Below are 19,455 nucleotides of genomic sequence, written 5' to 3'. Positions count from 1 at the left end.
GGGCGAACGCACCTCCGGTCGGGTCCGCGGGGCACGTGCACGGGTGCACAGTGCCGCACAGGTGCACAGTGCGGCACAGGTGCACGGGGGTGGAAGACAGGAGTACCGCGATCATGGCGGTCACGCCATGATCGCGTGATCGATGAAAGCCGGATCTTCGTTTTTGCCGGGCGAAGATCCGGCTTTGCCGTATCAGGCTCCGGGTTCGGCCTCGGGTTCGGCCTCCTCGCCGGATCCGGTGCCGGGTTCCAGCGTGGTTCCCGTCCTCGGCTCCGGCGCCGACCGCCGGGACCGGGCCGAGGCGGCGGCGAAGGGCAGCAGGGCATCGGGGTTGGCGACCGAGTCGAGGCTCACGGCCTCGTCCAGGGCGGTTCCGGCGAGCAGGCGCTTCACCGGTACCTCGAGCTTCTTGCCGGTGTGGGTCCGAGGGATCTCGGTGATCTCGATGATCCGGTCGGGGACGTGGCGTGGGCTGAGTTCGGCGCGCAGAACCTCGCGCAGCCGGGCGGCCACCGCATCGGTCAGGCCGGGCTCGGTGAGGACGACGAAGAGGAGCAGCTCGCCGTGCCCGCGCTCGTCCGCGGTGTCGACCGCGAGGCTGTCTGCGATCCCGGGGGCCCGCTCGACCACGCTGTAGAGCTCGCTGGTGCCGATCCGGACGCCGCCGCGGTTCAACGTCGCGTCCGAACGTCCCTGGATGACGACGGCACCGGTAGGCGTGATCCTCGCCCAGTCCCCGTGGCGCCAGACGCCGGGGTAGACGGAGAAGTAGCTCTCCCGCAGCCGGCCGCCGTCCGGGTCGGCCCAGAAGCACAGCGGCATGGACGGCATCGGCGCGGTCACGACGAGCTCACCGACCTCGTCAACGACCTCCTCGCCGGCCTCGTCGAAGACGCGCACCGCGCAGCCCAGCGCGCGCGATCCGATCTCCCCGGCCCGCACCGGCATCGTTGGCAGGCCTGCCACCAGCGCCGTGCAGACGTCGGTGCCACCGCTGATTGACGACAGCATCACGGTCGGGCTCACCGCTTCGTACACCCAGGCATAGCCGGCTGCGGACAGTGGCGATCCGGTCGATCCGACGGTGCGCAGCCTGGACAGATCGGCGAACTCGCGCGGGACCAGCCCGGCGTCCTCGCAGGCCTGCAGGTAGCCCGCGGACGTGCCCAGGCACGTGAGCTCCAGGGCCTCCGTCAGACCGAACAGGGTGCCGAGCGCCGGGTAGCCGGGCGCTCCGTCGTAGAGCACGACGGTCGCGCCGACGAGCAAACCGGAGACCAGGTAGTTCCACATCATCCAGCCGGTCGTGGTGAACCAGCAGAACCGGTCGTCCGGACCGAGATCGAGGTGCAACGCCAGCGACTTCAGGTGCTCCAGCAGGATGCCGCCGTGGCCGTGCACGATCGCTTTGGGGGGGCCGGTCGTGCCGGACGAGTAGAGGATCCACAGCGGCGCGTCAAAGGCGACCCGGGTGAACTCGGGCTCGGAGGTCTCCGAAGCCATCAGCTCGTCCCAGGTGAGCAGTCCCGGTAGCCCCGCGGCCCGGGCCCGGGAGAGCGCGTCCGGCCACAGGTACGGCACGATCACGCTTGCCCCGAGTCCCGGCAGGTCGCCGGCGAGCGCGGCGAGGGCGGCGAGGGTGTCGTAGCTCTTCCCGCGGAAGCTGTAGCCGTCAACGCCGATCAGGACCTTCGGGTCGATCTGGCCGAACCGCGCGCGCAGGGCCGTCGGGCCGAGCTCCGGCGAGCATGACGACCACACCGCGCCGATGCTGGCGGCGGCCAGCATCCCCACCATCGCGTAGACGGTGTTGGGCAGCACGGCGCAGACCCGATCACCCTCGGCGACACCCAGGCTCCGCAGTCCCGCCGCCGCCTTCGCCACCTGCCGGCGCAGCTCGTCCCAGGACACCACGGCCGTGGCACCGTCCTCGCGTACGGCGATGACGGCCGGAGCTGGCCCGCGCCGGGTGAGCGCGTTCTCCGCGTAGTTTACCCGGGCACCGGGAAACCAGACCGCGCCGGGCATCGCCGCGTCGGCGAGCGCCGGACCGGTGCCGCGGTCCCCCTCGACCGCGCAGAAATCCCAGATCGACTCCCAGAACGCGTCCAGGTCGGTAACCGACCACTCCCACAGGCGCGTGTCGTCGGCGAGCTCAACCCCCCGCTCGGCAGCGAGCCAGGCGCGGTAGTTGGTCACCGCGGCCTGGCTGATCCGACGGGGAGGCGGTTCCCACAGCGGCGTGCCGGCAGCCACCGGCCCACCACCACGGCCGGCCGGCTGCCGCCCGTCCTCCCTCGCCGTATAGTCCGGTGTCACTCGGTCTGCTGCCACGGGCACTGACCCTAGGCCATTCCGGGCAGATCTACGTGCCTCATCGACGGCTCCGGATCCTCGTCACCGACACCACCGCTACCTCCGGGAGCGTGATCGGGCTACGGTCGACAGATGAGTGTCCCGGGCGATTCCGAGCGGCGGGCCGACGGTCGCCCGCCGGCCGAGCCGCTGGCCGAGCCGACGGTCGTGACCTGGGATCCGGCCATGGCCGGCTACGACTTCGGGCCGGCGCATCCGCTGCATCCCGTGCGGCTTGAGCTCACCATGGACCTCGCTATGAGTCTCGGCGTTCTCGACGCACCGGGCATCCGGATCTCCAGGCCGACCCTCGCCTCCGACGACCTCATCGGCCTGATCCACGATCCGGTCTACCTGAGCGCGGTCCGTGCCGCGCCCGACCCGGCGCAGGCAAGGTTCGCGGCCCTGTTCGGCCTGGGCACAGCCGACAACCCCATCTTCGAACGGATGCACGAGGCCGCCGCGCTCATCACCGGTGGCACGGTCGAGGCGGCACGGGCGGTGTGGAGCGGGCCGCCGCGGCACGCCGTGTCGATCGCCGGGGGGCTGCATCACGCGATGCCGGGAATGGCGAGCGGATTCTGCATCTACAACGACCCGGCGATTGCGATCGCCTGGTTGCTCTCCGCCGGAGCCACCAGAGTGGCGTACGTCGACGTGGACGTGCATCACGGCGACGGCGTGCAGACGGCGTTCTACGACGATCCGCGGGTGCTCACCATCTCCCTGCACCAGACGGGGAGCACCCTCTTCCCGGGCACCGGATTCCCGACCGAGGTGGGTGCTCCCGCCGCGGAGGGCACCGCGGTGAACGTGGCGTTGCCCCCCGCCACCGGCGATGCCGGCTGGCTGCGCGCCTTCTCCGGGGTGGTGCCGGTGCTCCTGCGGTCCTTCCGGCCGCAGGTGCTGGTGACCCAGCACGGCTGCGACACGCACGCCTTCGACCCGCTGGCCGATCTGGCGCTGTCGGTGGACGGCCAACGGGCCTCCTACGACCTGCTGCACGCGCTGGCCCACGAGGTCTGCGACGGGCGCTGGCTGGCCTGCGGCGGTGGCGGGTACGCGCTGGACACGGTCGTGCCGCGGGCCTGGACGCAGCTGCTGGCGATCGCCGGCCACGTGCCCCTGGATGCCGGCCGCGCCCTGCCGGAGGACTGGCGGTCCGCGGCGCCGGGACGGGTGCGGGCGGCGACCGGGCAGAAGTCCCTCGGCGCCGCCGCCATGCCCCGGGCGCTCGGGGACGGGGTGAGTGTCCGGTACCGTCCCTGGGACGCGGGCGAGGGAGACCCCGACGATCCGTTGGACCGGACGGTGGCGGCGACCCGGCGTCAGGTGCTGCCGTTGCACGGCCTCGACCCCACCGTCGACCGTTGAGCACGGAGTAAGAGCTGAGCACTGCGTGAGAACCGGGTGAGCGCCGCGTGAGCACCGAGCCTCCGGTCGTCTATCCGGTCGAGTGGGAGGCCGACGTCATCCTCAGTGACGGCGGCACCGCCCACATCCGCCCGATCCTGCCGACGGACGGCCCGCTGCTGCGGACCTTCTGGACCCGGCTGTCGACCCAGTCGATCTACTTCCGGTTCTTCGCCGTGCGCCGTGCCCTGAGCGACGCCGACATCCAACGGATGACGACCGTCGACCAGCGGCTGCGCGGCGCCATCGTCGCAATGATCGGCGACGACCTGGTCGCGGTCTCCCACTGGGAGAGCACCGCCGCACGGCCGACCGAGGCGGAGGTCGCCTTCCTGGTGGAGGACGCCCAGCAGGGACGAGGGCTGGGTTCGGTGCTGCTGGAGCATCTTGCCGCCGTGGCCTGGGACCGCGGGATCCGCCGCTTCGACGCCGACGTGCTCGGGGAGAACCAGCAGATGATCCGGGTCTTTCTCGATGCCGGTTACACGGTCTCGAGGACCTGGGACTCGGGCGCGGTCCGGCTGTCCTTCGAGATCACCCCCACCCAGAAGTCGGTCGGGGTGATGCGGGCCCGGGAGCACCATGCCGAGGCCGCCTCGATCGGTCGGCTGCTGCATCCGCGCGCGATCGCCGTCATCGGTGCGGGGCGGTCCGCCGGGTCCGTGGGCAACGCGGTCCTGCGTCACCTGCTCGCCGGCGGCTTCGACGGCCCCGTCTAGCCGGTAAACCCGGCCGCGGCCGCGGCCGCAGCCGGCGGCGCGGTGGCGTCGATCCAGGCCTACGCCGGCATCGAGGACGTGCCGCGTCCGGTCGACCTGGCCGTGGTGTGAGTGCCGCCCGCGCAGGTGCCTGACGTCGTCACCGCCTGCGGGCGGGCCGGGGTCTGGGGGCTGGTCGTCCTCACCGACCAGCGCGACGCCGCCGCAGACGCGGCCCTGGTGGCCGAGGCCCGGGCGGATGGCATGCGGGTGGTCGGCCCGGCGAGCATGGGCATCCAGAATCCGGCGGCGGGGTTGAACGCCTCGATGGTGCCCCGGATGCCCCCGGCCGGCCGCATCGGCTGCTACTCCCAGTCGGGTCCGTTCGGCCGGGCCATCCTGGCGGCGGCCGCGCGCGAGGTCGGTCTGTCGGTCTTCGTCTCCGCCGGGGACCGGGCCGACGTGAGCGGTAACGACCTGCTCCAGTACTGGGAGGAGGACCCCGGGACCGACGCGATGATTATGCATCTGGAGACCTTCGGTAATCCCCGCAAGTTCGCCGCGCTGCGCCGGGTGGTGGGCTACGCCCAGTGGCGGGCACGCCCGATCGGCACCGTGCCGACGACGGCGGTGCGGGCAGACGAGGCGCGTTCGCTCGTCGCCGGACTCACCGGTCGCCTTCCGGAGGATCAGGCCACCGCCCTGCTGGACTGCTACGGCGTTACGGTGGAGCCGGCCGTCCTGGTGACGTCCCCGCGCCGGGCCGTCGAGGCGGCGGGCCAGCGCGGCTATCCGGTGGCGCTCAAGGCGCGGCCGCGACCCTACCGGCATCGTCCGGACCTGCGCGGTCAGCGTCTCGACCTGCCCGACGCGGCAGCCGTGCGGGCGGCATGGGCGTCGCTGCGCTCCCAGCTCGGGGTGGAGGTGCCGATTGTCGTCCAGCGGATGGCGCCGGTCGGCGTGCCGGTGGTCGTCGGTTCCGAGGAGCATCCCCGGTACGGTCCCCTGGTCTCGTTCGGCCTCGCGGGCCCCGCGACCGAGCTGCTGGGGGACCGCGCACACCACATCCTTCCCCTTACCGACGTCGACGCGGCGCGCCTCGTGCGTTCGGTGCGGGCGGCGCCGCTGCTGCTGGGATACCTCGGCTCGACGCCGGTCGACATCGCCGCGCTGGAGGACCTGGTCCTCAGGATCGCCCGGCTCGCCGACGACGTGCCGGAGGTGGTTCATCTCACGTTGGATCCAGTGATCGTGTCGACTGGGCGGGTGACCGTGCTGTCCGTGGAGATCGTCGCTGGGCCGTCGGCGCCCCGCGCGGACGTCGGACCTCGGCGGTTCTGGACACCGAACCGCCCGACTCCGGACGGGGCGACTACCCGGGGCGGTTCAGCACAACATGCGCACGCCGTCCACAATCGTTTCCCATGACGTCGCCGCACTCCGCGCAGCCGCCCGTCTGGCCCGCTTCCGGCGCATTCCCGATGCTCTCCCCTGATTCTGCGGGAGCTGCCGGGACGCCTGGTACCCCCGTAGAGGGGATGCCTGGGCAGGCGTCTCTCGTGCCGATGTACCGGCCGGCGAACGTCGGGCTGTCGGAGGCGCTGCCGGTGGATCTGGGGCCGGTGGATCTGGGGCCGGTGGATCTGGGGCCAGTGGGCGCGGGGCCCGCGGGTGCGCGCTTCTCCGTGAGCCCCCCGGGATCCGCCTCCCGGCCATCGGGCGTTGTTCCGTCCGGCCAGGGGGATGTCTCCCCGGGACCGACTCCGGTCACCCGGTCCCAAGGGGGACCGCCGGCCGGCCCACACACCAGCCCTGGACCACACACCAACCCCGGCCCACGCGCGCATCCCGGCCCGAATCAGGTCCCCGGCCCTAAGCACGCTCCCGGCCCGGATACCGGCCCCCGTCAGGACCGGGGAGCCGGCTCCGAGCTACCCGAGCTACCCGAGGGCTGGCCCATGGTCGCCCGGCCGGCCGCTCCGGCCGTGACCGCCGAGCCGGTCATACGGGATGTCATCGACGGCACCGAGCCGCGCCGCACGCCGGATACGCCAGGGATGCGCCGGTCCGATCCGGCGGGGCTTCCGGGACCGGGCCGGGCCGGTTTTCCCCCGCCCGGACACGCCCCGGGAACCGACCCCGTGGCCACGTTCGTGATGCTGGACGCGCTGTTCGCGTGGGCCCCGGCCGGTCTCGCCCTGCTCGACCGGGCCGGGCGGTTCCTGCGGGTGAACGACACACTCGCCCGGTTCGACCGCCGGCCGGTCCACGAGCACCTCGGCCGTACCGTCTCCGAGCTCCTCGGCGACACCGGCCAGGAACTCGACGCTCTGCTGGCACGGGTGCTGCGCACCGGCGAGCCGGTGGTGGACCTGGAGGTCGTGGTCGCCACCGATGGTTCCGGACCGCCGCAGACGTGGCTCGCCAGCTGGTATCCGGTGAACGACCCTCAGGTCGGGCTGGTGGGCGTGGCGTTCGTCGCGATCGACGCCAGCGGGACGCGGGCGGTCGAGGGGGAGCGGGCGCGGGCCGAGGCACGCTACCTCGGCCTCGTGGACGCCGCCGCGATGGACGTGTTCCATGCCGAAGGCGACGGGGCACTCGATGCCGATCTGCCCCGTCTGCGGGCCTTCACCGGGCGGCATCCGGCGGAGCTGGCCGGGTTCGGCTGGCTCGGCGTGGTCCATCCCGACGACCGGGAGCGGGTCGGGCGCGCCTGGCGCGGGGCGATCGAGCACGGTGAGACCTTCGAGGCCGAGTTCCGGATCTCCGGTGGCGGAGGCGACCGCACCGCCGTGCGGGTGGTCGAGGCCCGCATCGTTCCCATGCCGGCGGCCGGCCGGCCGAACAGCCGGCCCGGCGAGTGGCTCGGGGTGATCCGCGATCTCACCGAGGTACGCGCCGCCGAGGCCGACCGGGCCACGGCCGACCAGCGGGCCCGGATCGCGACGGAACGGGCCGAACAGACCGCGACGTTGGCCGTGGCGCTCGCCCGGACCCTGACCGTGGACGACGTCGTCGCCACCGTCCTCGACGTCGGGGGACGGATGGCCGGGGCCGCCAGCCGGGGCGTCGCGCTCGTGGACGAGGCGCACGACCAGCTACTCTTCCACGCCCCGCCGGGTCCCGCCGACGGCCTCGCCCGATGGTCGGAGGTGGCGCTGGGCGCGGTACATCCGCTGGCGGAGGTCATGCGGGGCGGTCGTGCACTGTTTCTCGTCGACCGCGACGAGCTGCTCGCCCGCTGGCCGGTGCCGGAGGTCGCCGACGTCGCCGCCGCGGCGGGTGAGCACGCCTGGGCGATGCTGCCGCTGGCCGTCGGGGGCGGCGCACCCTTCGGCGTGGTGACCTTCGGGTTCCGCCAGGCGCGGGAGTTCACCGCCGCTGATCAGGCATCCCTCGTCGCGATCGCCGACGCCTGCGCGCAGGCCCTGGAACGGGCCACCGGCTACGAACAGCTCGCCGCCGACGCCGCGCGCGGTCATCGGACCCTGGCGGCGACGCGCGAGGCGCAGGCCGCCCTGGCACTCGCCGATAGCCGCTTTCGGCTGCTGGAGCGAGCCACCGGGATCGTGGCCGCGGCCGTCGAGCCTCCCGTCGCCCTGCGCTCCCTGGCCGAGCTGATCGTCGCGGAGGTCGCCGACCTGTGTGTCGTCCAGCTTGTCACCGGCACGCCCGCTCCCGTCCCGGCGTCCTGGAGCGGTGCCGCGGTGCCCGTCCGGGACGGGGCTGACGCCGGGGACGCGGCCGGGGACAGAGCCGCGGCCGGGGACAGAGCCGGGGACGGGGACAGAGCCGGGGACGCGGCCGGGGACAGAGCCGCGGCCGAGGGGGGTCTCGAGGAGACGGCGGGGGACCGGGCGGCCGAGCCGGTGCCCGAGCTGCATCCGCTCGTTGTCGTGGCTCGTGACGGGCTCGGCACGGTGCCTCCGTTCGCCTTGGGGGCCGGCGCGGCGACGTCGCCGACGAGTCCGTTCGCCCGGGCCGCCCGCCAGGGCGAGCGGCTGATCGCCGCACTGGCAGCGGGCGAGTGGGATCCGCCGGCCGACGCCGAGCGGTGGATCCGCCAGGTGGGGGCCCACACGATGGCTGTCGTACCCGTGGTACGGGTCGGCCACGTCGTCGCCGTACTGAGTGTGACTGCCGTTGCGGATCGACCTCCGTTCACCGAAGCGGATCTGCTCTTGCTGACCGAACTCGCCGCCCGGGTGGGGGTCGTCCTGGACCGGATCGATCGGGGGGCCGCCGAGCGCAGCAATGCGCTGGCACTGCGTGAGGCGTTGCGCGGTTCTCCGCCCGCCGTCCCGTCCGGGCTCGAGGTGGCCACCCGTTACCTGCCCGGCGGGGTCGGTGACGACGCCGGTGGCGACTGGTTCGACGTGATTGACCTGGGAGCCGGGCGAGTCGCCCTGATGATTGGCGACGTGATGGGCCGAGGGATCCGGGCGACCGCGGTGATGGGGCAGCTGCGCGCGGCGGCCCGCACCTGCGCCCGTCTCGATCTTCCCCCGGCCGAGGTGTTGACGCTGCTGGACGGCATCGTCGCGGACCTGCCCGGGGAGGAGATCGCCACCTGCATCTACGCGGTCGTCGAGATCGACAGCGGGGTGCTGACGCTGGCGAGTGCCGGGCACCCGCCGCCCCTGGTCGTCGCGCCGGACGGGCTGGTCTCCAGGCTCTACATGGCGGTGGGGTCTCCACTCGGGGTGGCCCGGTCGGACGTGACCGAGTACACGGTGCGACTGGGACAGGGATATCTGATCGCCCTGTTCACCGACGGGCTCGTCCGGGGACGTGCGCGCGACCTCGACGCCGGAGTCTCGCAGCTCGCGGCCGCGCTCGCCCGCACCAGCGACAGGTTCACCGCGAATCTGGACGACCTGGTCACCGCGGCGTGTGCCGGTCTCGGTCCCGCCGTCGCCCCCGGCCCGGTGGGTTCCGGCCCGGTGGGTTCCGGGACGGCCGACGGGACGGCGGTCGACGGGACGGTCGGGAGGACGATCGACGCGGCGGCGGCCGACGACGTCGCGCTTCTGTTCGCCCGGTTGCCCGGTGAACTGACGGCCGCGGCGGCCCTCCTGGACGCCACCTTCGACGGTGCGGCGAGCCTGCGCGCCGTGCGGGCCCAGGCCAGGCTCGCGCTGGAGAACGCGACGCTGGCCTCGGAGGTCGTCGACACCATCATCCTGGTGCTGTCGGAGTTGGCGAGCAACGCGGTGCGGCATGGTCGCCCACCACTGTCGGTGCGGCTGCGCCTGCTGGGCGACCGGGCCGTCGTGGAGGTCGCCGACGGTGGCGGCCGGGTGCTGCGGCGGCGCCATGCCGCGGCCGAGGATGAGGCCGGCCGCGGGCTCCACCTGGTCTCCCGGCTCGCCGTTCGGCACGGCGTCCGTCCGGTCGCCGACGGGAAGGCAGTGTGGGCCGAGATCGACCTGACCGGGACGACCCCGCCCGAACCGGACTGACGCCATGGCCATGGAGGGCCAATTGCGTGGTCTGTTAGATATGTCTGATTTATCCCAGTCCGACAGGTGAAATCCATCCGGACGGCCGGGGCGGGGTTGACCGGGTGGCGGGTTGACCGGGTGGCGGGCTGACCGGGTGGTGGGCTGATCTGCCAGATACGGCACGAGACGGCCTGATACGGGTGGACCGGGCCGTCCCGGCGGCATCGGGAAGTCTGGTGTCGCGTAACGTGAGCTGCATGCCGGACGCGGTGCTGCGCCTCGACAATGTCAATGTCGTGCGAGATGGGTCATACCTGCTCAGGAACGTGTCGTGGGCGGTGTTCCCCGGCCAGCGCTGGGTGGTCCTCGGTCCCAACGGCGCCGGGAAGACGACCCTGCTGCAGGTGGCCTCGGGCCGGCTGTTTCCCACCAGGGGCACGGTCGACCTGCTCGGCGCCCGTCTCGGTAAGGTCAACCTTCTCGATCTACGATACCGGGTGGGTGTCGTCAGTCCGGCGCTGGTGGAGACGCCACCCGCCGACGAGCGGGTACTCGACGCGGTGGTGACCGCCGGCTGGTCCGTGCTGGGCCGCGCCGACGAGGAGTACGACGAGGTCGATCTCACCCGCGCGGCCGGCCTGCTGACCCAGTTCGGGTGCCGTGGACTGGCCGACCGGCGCTTCGGAACCCTCTCCGAGGGAGAGCGCAAGCGTGTGCTCATCGCCCGGGCCCTCATGACCGACCCGGAACTCCTCCTGCTCGACGAGCCCGCCTCCGGGCTCGATCTGGGTGCGCGGGAGGCGTTGATGCGGCGGCTCACCCGCTTCGCGGCCGACCCCACCGCTCCTGTCCTCGTCCTCGTCAGCCACCACGTGGAGGAGATCCCGGTCGGGGTGACCCACGCGTTGCTGGTGCGCGGCGGCCAGGTGCTTGCGGCCGGTCCGGTCGCGCAGGTACTCACCGCGGAGGCGCTGTCCTCCTGCTTCGGGATTCCGTTGGATGTCGGCGTGGCGGCCGGTCGCTACACCGCCCGGCTTGCCGCCGGACCGCCTCCCCGGCATCCGGTGTCCGCCTCGGTCTGAGCCTGTGCCGCGGGTCTGAGCCTGTGCCGCGGGTCTGAGCCTGTGCCGCGGGGTGTTTGTCCGTTCATGGGCCGATCGGCCGCGACCGGAGTCGGTCGATGGCCGGGTGAGCACGATCGGCGGGGTGCGGTGATTTTCCCGACGTGATCCAGTCCCGAGTCGCCGTCCGGTCCCGGCGTTGCGCGTACGGCCCGGTGGGCCATCCATCCCCGTCAAGCGGCCTCAGCCCGTCGTAGCGCGCCTTTTCCGGTATCGCCGGTGTGTTTTTTCGTGGCGGCCGTCGTGCTCCCTCTCCGGGCTCGTCCGTTCGTGGGCCGGCCGGCGAGCCGGACGCCGACCGCCGGTCGTCCCGGGAGCCGTCGCTGACCGGCCGTCGTTCATCGTTCGTCGAGCAGGTCCCACAACCATCCCGACCGTCGCACACCCGCGCCGAGCGACCTCAGCCGGACGGCAAGTTGCCGATCCGAGGTGATGACGACCACGGGCGCGACCGCGTCGCGCGCCGCCGCCACGATGGCGTCGTCGCCGTGCCCGGGGGCGTGCACGACGACGATGGTCGGTGCCGCGCGGTCCGCCCTCGTTGGAACGTGGCGGCCCTTCTCGGGCGCGACGCCCGCGGGCCCGACCTTTTCGGGTGTGATCTTTCCGGGCCGTACGGTTCCCTCGGGAACTCCGGCTCGCGCCGCACCCTCGAGAACGACCACGATCCGCTCAGGCCATTCCGGCCTCGATGATGGCCGCGGGTGCGTGCCGGGACGGATGATCCGCGCCGAAATAGCGTCGACCAGCCGTCCGGCCGCTCCTGGGCGGTCCCGCCACCACCCGTCGGGCCGGGAGCCAATCACGTTGGCACCGTCTACCACCCACGTGCGCGGGTACTCGTCCGTGGGTCGGCCCATAGCAGCGGCGCCGGAATCAGGGGTACTCATCCGGCGCGGCGATCCCCTTTGGCATTCGTACCGGTCGGTTCCGCTCGCGGCACCACCACCCCAAAGGCGCCGACGGCTGTTGCCCGCCGTTTGCCGGGCAATCGTCCACGGGAGTCGGTAGACGAACACGATCGGTGTCCCAAGGTCGGAGGACATGGACGCCGCCCGGTCCACGCCTGCCCAACTGTCCGCTTGCGGCCGGCCTTTCGACTGGGAAGGTGTGATTCGCAGAACATGATCATCCCTCTATCATGTGGAGCTTGCTCCCTGTCTTTGGGTTCCGCACTCCGACTGCCAGAGCGGCGTGCGTTGAGCGCTGACTTCGTCTTCGGCGACCCAAGCTTGCGAGTCCGGCGAACCAGGCGTGACGGTTCCCCGCGTTCTCGTGGTAATAATAGACGCGTGAGTTCTGCGGTCCGCTGACCTGAAGGAGAGTGGCATGGCCCAGAAGACCATCGTCTCGTTGATTGACGATCTCAGTGGAGAAGAGGCTGACGAGACCGTCCGGTTCGGACTCGACGGTGCGCAGTATGAGATCGACCTGTCGGAGAAGAACGCCACGAAGTTGCGTGAGTCGTTGGCTCCGTTCGTCACCGCGGCTCGCCGTTCTGGCGGTCGGGCGGCGGGTGGCCGGCGTGGTGTGCGTGCCGCTTCGCGCCGTACCGGCGGAACCGACCGTACCGCCGACATTCGCGAGTGGGCGCGCAGCAACGGTTACACGGTGAGTGACCGGGGGCGTATCGCTTCCAACATCGTCGAGGCGTACGACAAGGCCCACTGATCCTGGTCTTGACTGCTTTTCCGGGGCAGGGACCGGGGCAGTGGAACCCCTTGTAGCGGTAGTGCCCGTGGTATTGGACGACGGGCCGCGCGATCCGGCGGACCGAAGATCGTGTGATCAGGTTTTGCATGGTCAGGTTCCTGCCACACCGACCGGGCCGGTGTGGCAGGAACTATTGGCGTCGCCGCCAACGCAGTCTGTCGCCAGATCTGTTCGTTCCGTCAGTTCGGCAGCTGCCGGGCCATCCAGTTTTCGACGTCTTCTGCGGTTCGCGGAAGTGCGGCGGACATGTTCCGCCTTCCATCCCTGGTGACCAGGATGTCGTCTTCTATCCGGACGCCGATGCCCCGCAGCTCCGGCGGAACCGTCAGGTCGTCCGGCTGGAAGTACAGGCCCGGTTCGACCGTCAATACCATGCCCGGTTCCAGCGCCGCGTCGCGATAGGTCTGGTCGCGCGCCTGCGCGCAGTCGTGCACGTCCAACCCGAGCATGTGCGACGTGGAGTGCAGGGTATAGCGGCGATGGACGCCCCCTCCCGGGGAGCGTGGGTCCTCGGTCAGCGACTCCTGCGCACTGACCGGCAGGAGCCCCCAGTCGTCGAGCGCCGTGGCGATGACCTGCATGGCGGCCCGGTGCGGATCCAGGAAGGACGCTCCCGGCCGGACCGCGTCGATCCCGGCCTGCTGGGCGCGAAGAACCACGTCATAGACCTGGCGCTGCAGCTCGGTGAACCGTCCGTTGATCGGGAGCGTGCGGGTGACGTCGGCCGTGTAGAGGGACCGTCCCTCGACCCCCATGTCGAGCAGGGCGAGATCACCGGCGCGTACCGGCCCGTCGTCGCGGACCCAGTGCAGCGTCGTGGCGTGGTGGCCACAGGCGACGATGGAACCGTATCCCACATCGTTGCCGTCCACCCGGGCCCGCCGCCAGAACGTCCCTTCCAACCATCGTTCTCCGTTGGGCAGGTCCATCGCCCGACCGATTTCTCCCACGCACTCGGTGAAGCCGCGCACGGTCGCGGCGATCGCTTCGTCCAATCGGGCGATCTCGAAGTCGTCCTTGAGCAGCCGCAGCTCGGAAAGGGCCTGTGCGAGGGCCAGATCGCGGTCGGTTCCTGGCCCACCCCGGCCGGGCCAACGCAGCACCGAACCGTCCACGACCGGATCGACTCCGCGTAGTACCCGGGTGTTTCCCGGTGCCAACCGCGCGAGCGCGTCCGCGAGCTCCGTGAGCGGCCGGCATTCGATCTCCAGCTGTGCCGCGGTCTCCCGAACCCCCGGTCTGGGACCGACCCACAGTTCCCCGTATCGCCGGTCGGTGTAGAAGGCGGAGCTCGACCGGTCGGACCGCCCGGCGACATAGAGCACCGCATCATGCTCACCGGCCGCGTTGGGTAGCAGAACCAACACGGCATCCGGTTCATGGCAGCCGGTCAGCCAGAAGAAGTCGCTTCCGGGACGGAACGGAAAATCTGTGTCGTTTGCCCGTACCCGCAGACCGCCGCTCGGCACCACAAGCGCGTCCGCCGGGAACCGCGAACCCAACAAGGCGCGACGTTTCGCGGTGTAGGGTGCGCAGTCATCGCGGGATGGCACAGCGTCGTCAATCGGCGCCCACCCGGTCGACATAAACCGCCGGAACGCCGCGTGTGGTTCCTCGTCGTGGTTGGCCTGCCCGGGTTCGCGCACGGAATCATCCGATGCCGGAGGTTCACCGGCCCCGGTGGGGACAACGCCCGGCTCGTCGGCCGTGATGAGGTTCGGATCACGCCCGGCCGGCGCGCTCTCGGGCACCCCCGGGCCGGTCGGTGGAGGTGAGCTTTGGTGGGACTGGGCACTCATAACGTTAACGGTAGGCCCCGTTGTGGACGGCGGGTAGCGCGCGAGGCGTACCGCCATGCCCCGCGCGCTACCCGGACTTCCCGTCGTTGGTCCGCCGGGCATTTGGTGCATCGCACCGCCGCGATGATGCCGGGCCGATGTGAGCGGTCGCGTCGCGACATGGGTCCGGGCGCCGCTACCCACTTCGCCGCCTTCGGACCCTTCCACGAAGACTGTTCCTCCCACTTCGGGTGAGTTAACGAGGGCACGCAATCGGTTGTGGGAGATCTGAGGGATCCGGCCGGCTGTGACCTTCCGTCGTGGACCGTTAACTCATCTTCCGGTCGGCGGGGAAGGCGGGTCCACGTTGCACGGACCGGGTCGGTCCGGGTGCGGACGTCCTCGGCGTGCCGTAATGCCGGTCCGATAGCCACCGGCATCGTGCGGTTCGGGCACTGCACTCGGTTCGGGCACTGCACTGCGTGTCGCGAACACCACCGGAGACCGGCATCATTGTCGCGCATCCCGATATCGGTGGTTGTCGTCGGGATCGCAGGATCGGGATCGGGCCCGCGACCGGTCTTGATGCTCGGCGCCACCCGGGGGTCTGCCACCGCTCGGCTCGGCCGGGACGGTCCGGGTGGCGCCGTCGGAGCCCGTACGGTCCGTGGGCCGGCCGGGGGCCTGCGAGGTCGCACATCCGACAACCCGTTGGGAATGCCATGACGCCCGTCACCCGTCACCATCGAAAAGACTGTCCGGGAGGGTTCCGGTCCGTCCGCGCCCACGTCGTGCCAAGGTGGTCCGGCGGGTTCGCGCCGGTGGTGGACGGTCCCGGCCTCGGGCGGCGCCATTGGCGCGGATGATCTCATCCCGGTGGATGGGGGAGGAGGACGCGGCCATGACCTGGCCTCCGGATCGTCCGGAACGGTACGGGACGGCGGGACGGCGGGATGGCGAGCGGCGTGGCCGGTCCGTCCGTGACCCGCGGGACCCGCGCCGGGCCCCCGAGGAGGACTGGCCCGTCGGGCAGTGGCCGCGCCGGGAGCACCGGCCCGCTCCGCGGGGCCACGATGACGAGCCGCGCGTACCTCCGGGCGCCTACCCCGATCCCTACGGCCGGTACCCCGTCGATCATCCGGCGGCCGAGCCCCGGTACGACCGGCCGGCCCCGGAGGGTCCCGCGGAACCCGGGCAGAGCGGCTTATGGCGCGGTCTCACCGCCGTGGCCGCGGTGTTGGCGACCCTCGTCCTCATCCTGGCGACCGGTGGCTGGGCCGTGCTGAAGCACTACGACGGCAGGGTGCGCCACATCCCGCTGACCTTCTCCGCCAGCGCGGACCGGCCGGCGTCCGCATCGGGTGGAACGCAGAACATCCTGCTCGTGGGGTCGGACACCCGGACGGGGACCAGCGGCGAGTTCGGCCAGGTCGAGGGGCAGCGGTCGGACACGACCATCCTCGCCCACCTCGACGGCGACGGTTCGACGACCCTCATCTCCTTCCCCCGGGATCTGTGGGTGCGGATCCCCGCGTACACCGACGCGGCGGGCACGCAGCATGCGGCGCAGCGGTCCAAGCTGAACGCCGCCTTCTCCTACGGCGGGCCGTCCCTGCTTGTGGCCACGATCGAGAACCTCACCGGGATCCGGGTCGACCACTACGTCCAGATCGACTTCATCGGCTTCCAGGGGATGACGGACGCCCTTGGCGGGGTCACCGTCTGCATCAAGGAGCTTCCCCCCGAGCTGAAGGCACGGGGCTTCGACAACCTGCACGACCATTACTCCGGGTTTTCCGGTCAGGTCGGCGAGAACACGCTGAACGGGGCGCAGGCCCTCTCCTTCGTCCGGCAGCGGTATGGCCTGCCCGAGAGCGACATCGACCGCATCCGCCGCCAGCAGCAGTTCCTCGGTGCCGTCTTCCAGCGGATCGCGTCGACGGACACCCTGCTCAACCCGGCGAAGCTGCTCGGGGTGGTCGACTCCGCCACCTCGGCGCTGACGCTCGACGAGGCCACCTCTCTCGCCGACCTCCGGCTTCTCGCGGTGCGGATGCAGGCGATCGGATCGGGCGGCGTCGCGTTCACGACGGTGCCGGCGGCAGCTGGCACTCGCGGGGGGCAGAGCGTCCTAGTTCCTGAGCCAGCCCAGCTGGGCGCCTTCCTCAAGCCCTTCGGCGGTCGTGTCGCCGACGGGAGCTCCACCGGCGCACTCCCGGCTGGCGCGGGGGGTGGCTCCTTCGCTGCGGTACCGGTGTCCGCTGCGGTACCGGTGGTCTGGTCCCCGGCCAGCGCGGCGGGAAGGTCCGTCCCGGGTGACGCGGGCGGGGTGTCCTGCACCTATTGAGGTGGCCTCGAGGCGTTCGGTGCCGAGTGGCTGCCCCGACGGCGCGGCGGCTGCTCGTCCAGCGCCGCGTTGAGCTCCGCGCCCAACAGCACGGCCAGCGCGGTGATGTAGAAGAACAGCAGCACCGCCACCGGTGATCCGAGCGAGCCGTAGACCAGTTCGTTACTGAACACGATCTCCAGGTAGTATCGCAGCACGCCGCTGCCCACGAGCCAGCAGACGAGCGCGAGGATCGCTCCGGGCAGCGCCCGCCACCAGGGTTGGCGTACCGGCAGCGAGAGGTGGTACAGCGAGGTCAGCATCGCCAGGGCCACGAGTCCCACGACCGGCCAGTAGAGCAGTGGGATCAGGGTGCTGACGAGGGGATGGCGACCGGCGTCGAAGATCCGCGAGATCAGTTCGGGCCCCAGGACCAGCGCAGGCAGGAGAATGACCCCGCTGGCCACCTGGGCGAGAAACAACCACAGCGCCAGGAGCCGGCTGCGCACCGCCGAGCGCAGATCGCGTTGGCCGTAGGCGATAGTGATGGTGTTGACGAAGGTCGCCATCGCGGTTGACCCGGTCCACAGGGACAGCACGAAACCGATGGAGATCACGTCTGGTCGGCCACGGGAGAGGATCTGGTCGATGGTCGGGCGCACCGCGTCGTCGACCACCGATTCGGTCAGCAGGTCGCCTGCGCCGCGAAGGATGCTCTGCCGGGCGCTGTCGAGGGCGTCGGCCCCGATGGCGTCACCGACGTAGCCGAGGGTTCCCAACAACGACAGCAGGAGCGGTGGCAGGGACAGCAGCTGCCAGAATCCCGCCTCGGCCGCAAGCCCCAGGACCCGGTGCCGCCAGGCATTGGTGATGGTCCGACGGGCCAGTCGCAGGGGTCCCCGGGGCAGCCGGTGGAACAGCGTGCTGCGCCGGATGGCGGTCCAGGCCGCGGCGTGATGGTTTCTGGCCCGCGTCAGCAGCCCGGGATTCACCTCGACGGCCACTCTGCGCAGCAACACCATCCAGCGGCCGCTCACCGGGGACGATGCCACGGGAGCCGGTGCTTTGTTTCCCGTGGCGGACACGGCCCCCACCGTATGGCCTGGCGTTCCTGGGTGCCGAAGGGCATCCAGGAACGGAGTGGGTGATCGCGGCGGAGGCCACCCGGAGTAACGGATGGGCCGCTGGCCAGCAGCGAGGAAGCAACCAGGAATCTGAATATATCAGACTGGATACACCAAAAGGGACACATCGCTAGATCGCGATGTGTCCCTTCAGTGTGCCTGGGCGGCCGAGCTCAGGACACGCTGAGTTTGTCGGTCTCGTCGTGATACTCAACAGCCATCTCACGCAGCTTCGAGTCGTGCGACTTCGCGTGGTGTCGGCAGAACAGGAGATCGCCGCCCCCGGGCAGCACGACCCGCACGTAGGCCTGGGCACCGCACCGGTCGCAACGATCAAGATTGGTCAGCGTCGGCTTCGTGGTAGTCCCTGTCACATCTACTCCAACTGTGTTAGGCGGTCAGACGTTCCAGCTGACCATGTGACGGTTTACTCACAGCCGGCTCTCGCGGCGTCGTTGCATCCAGAGCGGCGTGGTGTCCGTGGTCCTCCATACCACGGACGGGTACCCGTCTCGGGCGCCCGGTCGTCTGATCAGGGACGTCGGGCACCGAAGACGATATCGTCCCATGCTGGCACTGACTTGCGTCCGCGTCGACCGCCTGCCGGACGTTCGCTCCCACGGGTGGTGTTACTCGGACGTGCCCGTGACGCAGCGGAGGCGTTCGATGTGTCTACGGTCGTTTCGTCGGTCCCGTCCGGCGCCGCCTCCTCCGTCTGCGCGGAGGGAGCCTTGGCGGAGGCTTCCCGCCGGGCCGCCGTGCGGCGCGCCCCGGGCGTGGAACCTGTGCCGAATCCGGCGGCGCGGGCGGCTGGTGCCGAGGTCACGGCGGCTGCGGCGGCATCGGTGCCCGCTGCCGCGGCCGGTTCGGCGGGAGCGGATCGCGCTGCTGTACCGGCGGCTGGGGCTGACGGCTCCGGTTCGGCGGGGGCTGTCCCGCCCCGCTCCACGGCGGCGACGGGAGGCACCTGCGCCGAGCCCGGGACCGACGGCTTGGCGGCTGTCCCGGTGGGAGACGTGGCGGATGTCACGGGCTGCGGACCGGCCGGCGCGACGGCCGCCCGGGAATTCACGCCTGATCGCCCGTTCCCGGACGCGGACCCCACCCTGGGGCGGCCGCCGGGAACGCCTCGCCCCGTCGCGGCCGTCCGGCGAGCGACCTCGCCGCGGATCGGTTCGGGCCGGACGGGACGGTCCAGGGACTCGGCGTCCTCGGCCCGGGCGGCCTTCCGCTCCGCCGACCGCGGGTCTCCCGGGGCCGTGGGGTCTGCGGACCGGGCAGGTACGGACCATGGGGTCACGGATCGGGTGTCCGCGGATCGGGTGTCCGCGGATCGGGTGTCCGCGACCACGGGTTGCGGTTCGGCCGCCTGGATCGCCTCCGGACGGGCGGGCGACTCGGGCGACTCGGGCGACTCGGGCGCGATTCCACCGCCCGCGGTATCCCCGGGATACGACGCGGCCGGGTGGGAGGGCAGCGC

10 protein-coding genes and 1 pseudogene are annotated in these 19,455 nt (G+C 71.5%); 6 read left to right on the top strand and 5 right to left on the bottom strand.

The window, feature by feature from the left end:
• Positions 1 to 192 precede the first annotated feature (192 nt).
• Positions 193 to 2,334: an acetoacetate--CoA ligase gene (locus AC08OV_RS09165; protein ID WP_476619540.1), complete on the bottom strand. Its 2,142-nt coding sequence runs from the start codon at positions 2,332 to 2,334 to the stop codon at positions 193 to 195.
• A gap of 114 nt (positions 2,335 to 2,448) precedes the next feature.
• On the opposite strand from AC08OV_RS09165, the gene AC08OV_RS09160 reads away from it, so the two are divergent.
• The 4 genes and pseudogenes from AC08OV_RS09160 to AC08OV_RS09145 all read left to right on the top strand — a co-directional run bounded on the left by AC08OV_RS09160 (position 2,449) and on the right by AC08OV_RS09145 (position 10,995).
• Entirely contained in the window at positions 2,449 to 3,729 is a 1,281-nt protein-coding gene (locus AC08OV_RS09160; RefSeq protein WP_476615063.1) for an acetoin utilization protein AcuC, read from the top strand.
• Positions 3,730 to 3,776: 47 nt separating this feature from the next.
• Positions 3,777 to 5,894: pseudogene (locus tag AC08OV_RS09155) on the top strand (GNAT family N-acetyltransferase).
• 530 nt (positions 5,895 to 6,424) lie between these two features.
• A complete protein-coding gene (locus AC08OV_RS09150; protein ID WP_476619539.1) occupies positions 6,425 to 9,931 on the top strand; it encodes a SpoIIE family protein phosphatase in 3,507 nt (1,168 codons plus the stop codon).
• Between the two features lie 239 nt (positions 9,932 to 10,170).
• Positions 10,171 to 10,995, top strand: a complete 825-nt coding sequence (locus tag AC08OV_RS09145) for an ABC transporter ATP-binding protein (protein WP_476614778.1) — start codon at positions 10,171 to 10,173, stop codon at positions 10,993 to 10,995.
• Between the two features lie 377 nt (positions 10,996 to 11,372).
• On the opposite strand, the gene AC08OV_RS09140 is transcribed toward AC08OV_RS09145, so the two are convergent.
• Positions 11,373 to 11,699, bottom strand: coding sequence for a hypothetical protein (locus AC08OV_RS09140; RefSeq protein WP_462187376.1), 327 nt, complete (start codon positions 11,697 to 11,699; stop codon positions 11,373 to 11,375).
• A gap of 664 nt (positions 11,700 to 12,363) precedes the next feature.
• Here AC08OV_RS09140 and AC08OV_RS09135 point away from each other — a divergent pair.
• Entirely contained in the window at positions 12,364 to 12,705 is a 342-nt protein-coding gene (locus AC08OV_RS09135) for a histone-like nucleoid-structuring protein Lsr2 (RefSeq protein WP_011437876.1), read from the top strand.
• Positions 12,706 to 12,926: 221 nt separating this feature from the next.
• Here AC08OV_RS09135 and AC08OV_RS09130 read toward each other — a convergent pair whose 3' ends face one another.
• A complete protein-coding gene (locus tag AC08OV_RS09130; RefSeq protein WP_462187381.1) occupies positions 12,927 to 14,333 on the bottom strand; it encodes an aminopeptidase P family protein in 1,407 nt (468 codons plus the stop codon).
• Positions 14,334 to 15,426: 1,093 nt separating this feature from the next.
• Here AC08OV_RS09130 and AC08OV_RS09125 point away from each other — a divergent pair.
• Positions 15,427 to 16,872: an LCP family protein gene (locus AC08OV_RS09125; RefSeq protein ID WP_476614776.1), complete on the top strand. Its 1,446-nt coding sequence runs from the start codon at positions 15,427 to 15,429 to the stop codon at positions 16,870 to 16,872.
• Here AC08OV_RS09125 and AC08OV_RS09120 read toward each other — a convergent pair.
• Together AC08OV_RS09120 and AC08OV_RS09115 are read right to left on the bottom strand one after the other, a co-directional pair.
• Positions 16,866 to 17,936 carry a YihY/virulence factor BrkB family protein gene (locus AC08OV_RS09120; protein WP_476619538.1) on the bottom strand — a complete coding sequence of 357 codons (1,071 nt, stop codon included), beginning with the start codon at positions 17,934 to 17,936 and terminating at the stop codon, positions 16,866 to 16,868. The two genes, AC08OV_RS09125 and AC08OV_RS09120, sit on opposite strands and share 7 nt — an antisense overlap.
• 212 nt (positions 17,937 to 18,148) lie before the next feature.
• Positions 18,149 to 18,349 carry a DUF7455 domain-containing protein gene (locus tag AC08OV_RS09115; RefSeq protein ID WP_009742431.1) on the bottom strand — a complete coding sequence of 67 codons (201 nt, stop codon included), beginning with the start codon at positions 18,347 to 18,349 and terminating at the stop codon, positions 18,149 to 18,151.
• Positions 18,350 to 19,455: the final 1,106 nt, after the last annotated feature.

The organism is Frankia sp. CeTa3Moorea (assembly GCF_978021225.1).
The sequence above is the reverse complement of the archived record's forward strand: the minus strand, read 5'-3'. Positions and strand labels throughout refer to the sequence as shown.